Origin of the sequence: Mycobacterium sp., from assembly GCF_050701675.1 — a bacterium.
GTDB lineage: Bacteria > Actinomycetota > Actinomycetes > Mycobacteriales > Mycobacteriaceae > Mycobacterium.
In genome coordinates, this window is the sequence record NZ_JBOGDD010001257.1 from 1 (window position 1) to 3,080 (window position 3,080).

General features: G+C 68.0%; 1 protein-coding gene. It reads left to right on the forward strand.

The window, feature by feature from the left end:
- On the forward strand, positions 1-3,023 hold a 3,023-nt coding region (locus ACRDUX_RS38985), incomplete at its 5' end, for an SDR family NAD(P)-dependent oxidoreductase (protein WP_526422592.1).
- Positions 3,024-3,080: the final 57 nt, after the last annotated feature.

Sequence of the window (3,080 nt, forward strand, 5' to 3'; positions counted from 1 at the left end):
ATGGCGTGCACCCTGCGCTGCTGGATGCTTGTTTCCAGTCCGTCGCGGCCCATCCGATGGTCCAGGCGCTCGGCGAAGGCGTGCTGGCGTTGCCGTTGGGCATTCGCAGGCTCCGCTCCTACGGCGCCGCCCGCGGCGCCCGCTACTGCCATACCCGAGTGACGCGGGCCGATGCGTCCGGAGTCGAGTCCGACCTGGACGTGCTCGACGAGCACGGGGCGGTCCTGCTCACCGTGCAGGGGTTGCGACTGGGCACGACAGCATCCGACAGCGGCCGCGACGATCGGATGCTGGCCCAGCGACTGCTGACCGTCGAGTGGTCGCGGCGCGACCTGCCCGAGGTTGAGCATGCCGACGCAGGTAGCTGGCTGCTGATGAGTACCACCGCCACCGCAGACATGGTGGCCACCACGTTGACTGACGCCATGAAAGGCCTTGCCGCGGAATGCACCACCATGTGCTGGCCACAGCACGCCGACCACGCCTCGACCGCCGATCGGTTTCGGAGTCATCTGCGAGCCGGTGGGTTCGCCGGTGTGGTGCTCCTCACCGGACCCGGAAATGCCGAAGCCGATGACCAGTCCCCCCTGCTGGGCTGCGAGGACGTCAAGCATCTGGTGCGTATCGCCCGTGAGTGCGCGGAGGTCTCTGGCCAGGTGCCACGCCTCTATGTCGTGACGCGCAATGCCCAGACCGTGGTGGCCGGTGACGTTCCCAATCTGGAACAGGCCGGCGTGCGGGGCTTGGTGCGAGTGATCTGCATCGAACAGCCACACCTGCGCGCCACCCAGATCGACGTGGATGACGCCACCGGTGCCGAGCAGCTCGCGCAGCAGCTGATCGGTGGGTCGGAGGAGGACGAGACCGCCTGGCGACGTGGGGCCTGGTACGTGGCGCGGCTGGCGCAGGCCCCGCTGCGCGCAGAGGAGCGCAAGAGCACCGTCGTGGACTACGAGCACGACGGGATGCGTCTGCAGATCCGTACGCCCGGTGATCTGCAGACGATGGAACTGGTTGCCTGCCAACGGGTTGCGCCCGGGCCGGGCCAGATCGAGGTCGCGGTCAGCGCTTCCAACATCAACTTCGCCGACGTGCTGGTCGCCTTCGGTCGCTATCCCGCCTTCGAGGGGCGCCTGCCGCAGCTCGGAACCGACTTCTCCGGAGTGGTGACCGCGATCGGGCCGGACGTGACGGGGCATTCGGTAGGCGATCGTGTCGGGGGCCTGTCCGGCGACAGCTGCTGGGGCACGTTCATCACGTGCGACGCGCGCCTGGTGGTCACGCTGCCCGACGGACTTTCCGATGACCACGCGGCGGCGGTACCGACCGCGCACGTCACCGCCTACCTCGGCCTGTGCGAACTTGCTCGGATCAAGGCAGGTGACAAGGTCTTGATCCACTCCGCCACCGGAGGGGTGGGGCAGGCCTCGATCGCGATCGCCCGCGCCGCAGGTGCCGAGATCTTCGCCACCGCAGGCAGTGAGCACCGTCGCCAACTGTTGCGCGACATGGGAATCGAGCACGTCTATGACTCGCGGAGCCTGGACTTCGCCGACCGGATACGCCTCGACACCGAGGGGTACGGCGTGGACGTCGTGCTCAATTCGGTCACCGGCACAGCCCAACGCGCGGGCCTGGAACTGCTGGCGATCGGTGGACGCTTCATCGAAATCGGCAAGCGCGACATCTACCGCGACACCCGGCTCGGACTCTTCCCGTTCCGACACAACCTTGCGTTCTACGCCGTCGACCTGGCCCTGCTGTCATACAGCCAGCCGGACCGCGTCCGAGCCTTGCTGAGCACGGTGTACCAGCTCATCGCCGATGGCGAGCTGCCAGCCCCGGTGATCACGCACTACCCGCTTGCCGACGCCGCCAACGCAATCCGGCTGATCGGTGGCGCCAAGCACACGGGCAAAGTCGTTCTGGACATCCCTCGCACCGGGTCCAGCCGCGTGAAGGTGCCGCCTGCGCAGACCCGGGTCTTCCGCGGCGACGGCGCCTACCTCATCACGGGTGGGCTGGGGGGCCTCGGGCTGTTCCTGGCGGGAAGGATGGCCGCAGCCGGCTGCGGACGCATCGTGCTGTCGTCGCGTTCGCAGCCAACGCCCGAGGCGCTGGAGACGATCGAGCTGATCCGCGCGGGCGGCACCGAGGTCGTGGTGGAATGCGGTGACATCGCCCAACCGGGCACCGCGCAGCGCTTGGTGGCCAGCGCTACCGCCACCGGGCTTCCGGTCCGCGGGGTGCTACACGCCGCGGGGGTGGTCGACGACGCCACACTGAGCAACATCACCGACGATCTCGTCGAACGTGACTGGGCACCAAAGGTTTACGGTGCGTGGAATCTGCACACCGCTACCGCCGACCAGCCGCTGGACTGGTTCTGCTCGTTCTCCTCGGCGGCCGCGCTGGTGGGCTCGCCAGGGCAGGGCGCCTACGCCGCCGCCAACAGCTGGCTGGACGCCTTCACCCACTGGCGAAGGGCCAGGGGCCTGGAAGCCACCGCGATCGGCTGGGGCGCCTGGGCGCAGATCGGGCGCGCTGCCGACTTCGCGGAACGCACCGAAGTTGCGATCGCTCGGGACGAGGGAGCTTATGCGTTCGAAGCATTGCTGCGCCACGACCGCGCCTACACCGGCTACACGCCGATCGCCGGTACCCCGTGGCTGACGGCCTTCGCTCAACACAGTCCCTTCGCCGAGGCGTTCCGCTCCGTCGGGCAATACCCAACGGGCACGAGTGAACTGCGTTCCGAACTCAACGAGATACCCCTGGACGAATGGCCAACCCGGCTGCGGCGACTGATCTCCGATCAGGTCAGCCTGATTCTGCGACGCAACGTCGATCCCGACCGGCCACTCTCCGGGTACGGCCTGGATTCATTGGGCGCGCTCGAACTGCGTACCCGCATCGAGACCGAGACGGGCGTACGCATCACCTCGGCTGACGTCACCTCGATCAGCATTCGCGGCCTGGCGGGGTTGCTGTGCGAAAAGCTGGCGCCAACGGAAGCTGCCTGACGTCATGGGGGGCGATCCGGTGGAACTCGATGACCAGACACTTCCGCTGACCCGCGG